The 6,187-nt window shown below is 40.8% G+C and carries 5 protein-coding genes; 2 read left to right on the top strand and 3 right to left on the bottom strand.

All coding sequences use genetic code 11. From position 1 onward, the window contains the following. Positions 1 to 194 precede the first annotated feature (194 nt). Together IH879_17955 and IH879_17950 are read right to left on the bottom strand one after the other, a co-directional pair. On the bottom strand, positions 195 to 1,385 hold the full coding sequence (locus IH879_17955) for a hypothetical protein (protein ID MCH7676808.1): 1,191 nt from the start codon (positions 1,383 to 1,385) through the stop codon (positions 195 to 197). Between the two features lie 118 nt (positions 1,386 to 1,503). After that, positions 1,504 to 2,475 carry a hypothetical protein gene (locus IH879_17950; GenBank protein ID MCH7676807.1) on the bottom strand — a complete coding sequence of 324 codons (972 nt, stop codon included), beginning with the start codon at positions 2,473 to 2,475 and terminating at the stop codon, positions 1,504 to 1,506. Positions 2,476 to 3,020: 545 nt separating this feature from the next. Between IH879_17950 and IH879_17945 the strand changes: the two genes are divergently transcribed. Together IH879_17945 and IH879_17940 are read left to right on the top strand one after the other, a co-directional pair. Beyond that, the gene (locus IH879_17945; GenBank protein MCH7676806.1) at positions 3,021 to 4,271 is read left to right on the top strand and encodes a response regulator; all 1,251 of its coding nucleotides are present in this window, start codon (positions 3,021 to 3,023) and stop codon (positions 4,269 to 4,271) included. Between the two features lie 93 nt (positions 4,272 to 4,364). Next, complete coding sequence (locus tag IH879_17940) at positions 4,365 to 4,772, top strand: hypothetical protein (protein ID MCH7676805.1); 408 nt, start codon at positions 4,365 to 4,367, stop codon at positions 4,770 to 4,772. Between the two features lie 62 nt (positions 4,773 to 4,834). On the opposite strand, the gene IH879_17935 is transcribed toward IH879_17940, so the two are convergent. Then, a complete protein-coding gene (locus IH879_17935; protein ID MCH7676804.1) occupies positions 4,835 to 5,893 on the bottom strand; it encodes a 3-isopropylmalate dehydrogenase in 1,059 nt (352 codons plus the stop codon). Between the last annotated feature and the right edge of the window lie 294 nt (positions 5,894 to 6,187).

The following is a 6,187-nucleotide window of genomic DNA, read 5'->3' as shown; positions in this document are numbered from 1 at the left end:
AGGTTGCGGTTCAAAAAATAACGAACGAGAAGAAGTCATTCCCCCACGAAATGAAGAGTCACATTACCAAACTTTTTGGCTTTAACGAAATGTGATATTTTAAAGTTGCAATAAAAAAAGCCGCTGCCTGAACCTTTTCCTTAAGGCGGTACGGACAGCGGCGATCGGATTTGGAGGATCCTATGGGGAAGAGTTTAGTTGCCTAAATAAACTAACCTGAAACCCAAAATTTTTACACTTTCAGGCCCTGTAATGGGTCCATTCAGAAGTTGCGGATAATAGTTAGATATTTTCGCATAGTGTAAAATATCAATAGCGTGAGTTCCACGAGACAAGTCAAAAACACCACTTTCACGAGAAGCTGCGTGAGGTGTGCCCGGATCATCCGGAACGACTTTGTAAATACCACTGTTACTGTTTTCGGGTAAGAAGAGATTGTCAGAGTGATCCCGAACCTGCAGATAAAAACTTTCGTTGAGCTGTGAATCGCCGCTGTTATACCAAACTTCTGTGACAATTTGATATTTACCGGAAGCTTCTATGTCAAAGACTCCAGCATCCTTTTTAACCATTCCGGATTCGCCTTTGTCAGCCCGCACACCGCTTTCCGCTGAAATAATTATGTCGTCAACCGAGGTCACCTGTGGTTCAACGACCTCAATTGTGTCCGTAGCGGAAACATATCCCGCCTGATTGTAAGCAGTGGCGGTAACAATCCGCAAACCGGGAGTTGAAAAGGTGATTTCTTTACTTCCTTGTGAATCCGGATTGTCAACATAATCAACCACCAGGTAGTCGGCGTTTTGTGAAAACCAGGTTATCTTTGCCAAGGCATTTACTGTGACCAGACTTGTCGTGGAAAGCATAATAACCGGTAGAATTGGAGCCGGAGCTTCTTTAACAAGGATGGAGTCTTGTTTAATAGTCAGAAGATTATCTTGACCGTAAGCCGTGGCTGTGAATACTTTATTTCCGGGATTTGCAAAAATAACTTCTTCTGAACCAGCCGGCCCCCGGGTACCGACTCCTTGATCAATGATCACCTGAAACCCGTTTGATTGCCACTCAATAAGCACAGCTTCTCCGTACTCTACGGTATCGGAAGCCACTGAGAAGCTGAGACTCGGAGCATCTGCAGGCGGAGATGATAATTCAATCTGAACCACTGTCTCCTTGCCTGAAATCACTTCAACAAGCTCACTGAATGGCTGTTTTCCTTCTTTTTCCCCGAAAACCAAATAGTGTCCGGCTACCAATGTGTGCGATGAATACCGCTCATTAGTCTCTGCAATCAAGGTTTCATGTAAATCTTTAACTGTGATTAAAGCTGAATCCTCATTCACAGTGATGACCAATTCACCTTCTTGTTCATTCGAAGTTGGCATTTGAGCTTTACTACATGCAATGGCCATTAAAGCAAACAAGAAGCATATATTTATTCCTACTCTCCCCATACGCGTTAGTTTTTGACATAAATTTATCATGTCTAACTCACCAAACCTTTTATTTACTTAAAATATTTTTGATGTTTAGTCCCACTCCAAAAGTAACACCGAAGCGCCACTTAGAGTCATAATCCAACGAGCTGAGATTGGAAAATGTAATGGCAGGATTTAATTCAATAAATCCTTTATTCACTACAATTCCCGCTGAAACGCCTGTGGTTTTGAATAACCAATCGTCAGTTGCGGTGAAAAACTCCCAGCCGCGATAGACACCGAGGGTAAATCCAAGATTTTCTGATTTAAAGTATCTTGCCCCGAAGTAAATAAATGACTCAGACTTATTGCCCTGGCTTGTCGAAGCGTGCCAGGGAGTTACACCTCCTCGAATATGAAACGAGGCTCTGCCTATTGTGAGACTTGAGGCCAGATAAGGAGATAAAATGCCGCCGCTGGAACCCGTCTGCCAAGTCCATAAACCGGCCTGCAGGCTCACGTTTATATTAGAATCGGATGTAGGATGCCCATTTTTACCATTGGTTCCGGGTTCATGGGTCAGACCCTTTAGAGCAGTTTTCACTTCAGCAATTTCATCCTTCAAATGTTTGTTCTCTTTTTCGAGTTGGTCTAATTTTGTAATATAGTTTTCCTTTTTGGCCCAAATAACTTTGACTCCCGCGATACTTTCATGAGTGACTCCAACGTCTCCTCTTCCATACCGTGCTCTTAACGCGCGGGCTCGGCCAAGGCTCTTTGCATCATTCCAGGCTTCAGAAATATCCTGGTGTACATATTCGCCATTCATTTTCCATGATTTGCTATCGGCAGCACCCAAAAATGTTACCTGAATTTGTTCATCTTGCATAAGTTCATCCAACATGGCTAAAGCAGCCTTGTTTATTTTAGGATCACTGAGGTCCGAACTGCCCGGGCTGAATGATTCGATCCAGAACACACTGGGTGTTTGGGCCGATACTGTACTGAATAGTACAAAAACCAAAGTTAAGATTAAAATATATGTGAGCTTTTTCATACTATCACCTTCCTTTTAACTAATGTTTCATCCATGAGGTACATGCCTGTTGAATGGGATCTGCAACAAGTATGCCAAGAACAATAAAACCTATTTAAACCTTTTATTTAATAAGTACTTACACTGTTACAAAAGGTAAGTATACCCAGTTCAAATTTAAAAGTGTCTCACTCATGATGTCCCGTTTGAGACACTTGGTCGATATTAATTTATTACAAAAACAAGTGTTTTAAGCTTAATTTCATTTTAAGCTTAATTTCAAAACGATTAGTTCATATTGTTATCATTTTTTAAGGTAGATGATTTCAAATGTATAATCTCAAGAGAAATGTATCCAAGCCCAATTGAGCCGAATATAGAAGATTGTTTTGAAGGCATTGCATCCCTGAATTATGGCTTCTAGTTACTGATATATTCATTTTTATTCATTACAATTTGTTAATAACACTGGCATTTTATGGAAATATTCTTAAATTAACTTCCCTTTAAATCACTTCTATATAAAACTAACCAATCCAATGTCCTAAAAAGGAAATTCAAAAATTATGACAACGTTGCTCATCGCCGATGACGAACAATCTTTTTTAGACTTTATGGTTCGCCTTCTTCAGAAAGATCATGAATTACTAATTGCGCGAAATTGGAATGAAGTTTTAGAAAAATTTGAATCAAATTTGTGGCGGTTAAATGCAACGATTCTGGACGTCAATATGCCAGGTCTTAGCGTTGATCCATTTACAATGGTAGATAAGCTATTAAAGTCGAATCCAAGCGTGCCTATGATTATCATTTCCGGACAAGATATTGTACTAAAGCACGATTTTCTCGAAATGGGCGTATTTCAATATCATGGCAAGCCGATTGATATGGTTGACCTGAAGCTTACCATCAATGGCGCCCTTGAATTTAACCGGACGTTGCGAAAACTTGAAAATTATCAGAAATTCGATCGTGACCAAGCTAAGTTTTACCGAAGGTTGTTGAAGATTGACCTAGATGAAATTCGCGAACGTATTTCGACCCAAGACACGGACAAAAACCCGGCACCTATATTAATCCGTGGCGAAGATGGCACGCGACCTTACATGCTGGCAAAGCTTATTAACGCAGAGATTGACGGCAAGCTTTTTTTTGAGAAGGTTTGCAATGACTCTTTAAAGAATATCATTCCATATAATCTGCAAAACGGAGATACCTTGTATTTAGAAGGCATTGAGCGCCTCGGAAAAGATGAACAAGCCTATTTGCTCAAGATATTGGAAGATTCTAACGAAGACAACCTTAATGGTCGTCAGCTTCCCCGTTTCCGGCTAATTGCATCAATCTCGAAACCGGATGAAAATAAAAATGGTAATAATCCTGAATTTGCAAAACTGCTTGAACACATGGAAAAATTAGAATTCCGCATTGAACCACTAAGGCTGCGTAAACATGATCTTAGAGAAATCATCGATTTGGTTTTTGAAAAAAAGAAAAAAGAAATCTATGCAAAACCCGAAGCAATTGCAGAAGAACTTTATGAACCCTTGCTTGAATACAATTGGCCTTTAAATTATGACGAACTAAATATTATTATTGAGTCTCTATTGTTGACCTGTCCCGATGCTTTGATTCGGCAGAAGCATTTGCACCAATTGGACTTTTCGGATATTGCCAATTCTAAATATCCGACTCTGGATGACATGGTGGATGAGCACATTAAGAAAGCCTTAAGGCTAACTATGGGCAATAAGTCGAGAGCTGCCAGAATGCTGGGCATTACGCCGAAGACGCTTTATGCCAGAATCAGGCAGTAGTTGCAAAGAGCTGCTTCATCAACCCTTTCCTGCCTTTCGTTAAATCTAACAATTAGTTCTTGATTCTTTCTCTTGGAACGGGTAATTTATTCTATGCCAACCCAGGATCCCAGAGAGAGCAAGCCCATTCGTTTGGATAAATGGCTTAAGATCAGCCGGCTTTTTAAAACCCGTGCTTTGGCGACGCGCGCTTGCGATGATGGAAAAGTTAAAGTCAATGCTCAGAAATCTAAGCCGGCTCGAATGATTAAGGTTGGTGATAAAATTACCATCAAACGGAAAAGCAAATACCATACATTTGACGTTCTGGAAATCGTGCACAAAAACATTTCCAACAAAGATGCAAAGCTGGTGTATCATGAAAACATTCCCGAAATTCCCGAAGAATCCAAGGAGCTGTACGAATTGCTTCAGGATTGGGATAAAGAAGGCAAACGAAAATATAAAGGCAGGCCCACAAAGAAAGAGAGAAGGAATATTGAAAAGCTCAGAGGATACTGATCTGTCTTACAAAATATTTTAGGTTTGCTATTTAAATGTCAGGTTGAATGATAATAATTAGTCTACAAACCTGACTTTATCTTTTCGCATATAAAATCCCCGGTTTCTATGGTTCCTAAATTTCCCCCCAAATCTTTTGTTACGTTTCCTGAGTGAATCGCTTCTTCCACAGCTTTTTCCACCACACTATTTTGTGCAGAATACCCTAAGTAATCCAGCATCAGCCCAAGTGTCAGAATTGCTGCTAATGGATTGGCGATATTTTTCCCTGCGTACTTTGGGGCGGAGCCATGAACAGGTTCAAACATTGAGGTCCCGTCAGGATTGATATTCCCGGACGCGGCCAGACCGAGGCCACCTTGTAATTGTGCGCCCAAATCCGTGACAATATCGCCGAACATATTGCAGGTCACAATGACCTCGAACTGCTCAGGCCGTTTAATCATTTGCATGGTCAAAGCATCTACGTAAAAATGTTCTTTCTCTATTTCGGGATATTCTTCTCCGACTTCCTCAAATGTGCGCTGCCAAATGTCATGCCCAAAGCGCAGGGCATTACTCTTGTCCGACATAGTCACTTTTGGCCGCCCTTTTTGCTTGGCGAATTCAAAGGCGTAGCGAATGATACGCTCCACACCTTTCCGGGTGTTGACATCTTCCTGGATGGCGATTTCGTCCGGGGTGCCTTTTTTGAAAATGCCGCCCATGCCGACATAAAGTCCCTCGGTATTTTCCCGGAAAACCACAAAATCAATATCTTCTTCAGTTTTGTCTTTCAGGGGACAAAGCCTGGCGTCAGTGAGTTTAACCGGGCGGTAATTTACAAATAGATCGAGCTTAAATCGCAGGCCAAGAAGAATATCGCGTGCATGCGCCATATCCGGTATCCGAGGGTCGCCTAACGCTCCAATAAAAACTGCGTCATAATTGTTACGAAAATCCTCGACCTGGTCTTCGGGCATAGTAGTGCCGTCTTTTAAGTATCTGTCAGCGCCGTAATCAAAGTGCTTCACATCGAGTGGCAAATTGTATGTATTCTGAATAACTTCCAGCACTTTCATCGCTTCATGTGTCACATCGATGCCGATTCCGTCCCCTGGGATAATCGCAATTTTTTTAATTTCTGACATCCAAAATCCTCAATATTTTTCTGAGTTTTTAAAGGCTGCAATTTAATAAAAGTCAGAATCAAAAGCAAGATTTTCACAAATTGTTCATTTTTCTGATTCTTGCTAACTCGACATATAGTCCCTAAATTTGGCGTTGTTTTATTGAACGAAATTATCTATCTTTCTTTTCTTAAAATGAGCTTAAAAGACATAAAAACCATTTTTTTTGATTTGGACAATACCTTGTTCGATCACATGCGTGCCGAGCAAGCAACTTTGAAATTTTTACTTGACTCAAAGCCTGAG

The sequence above is a fragment of the candidate division KSB1 bacterium genome (genome assembly GCA_022562085.1).
Lineage (GTDB): Bacteria > Zhuqueibacterota > Zhuqueibacteria > Oceanimicrobiales > Oceanimicrobiaceae > Oceanimicrobium.
The sequence above is the reverse complement of the archived record's forward strand: the minus strand, read 5'-3'. Positions and strand labels throughout refer to the sequence as shown.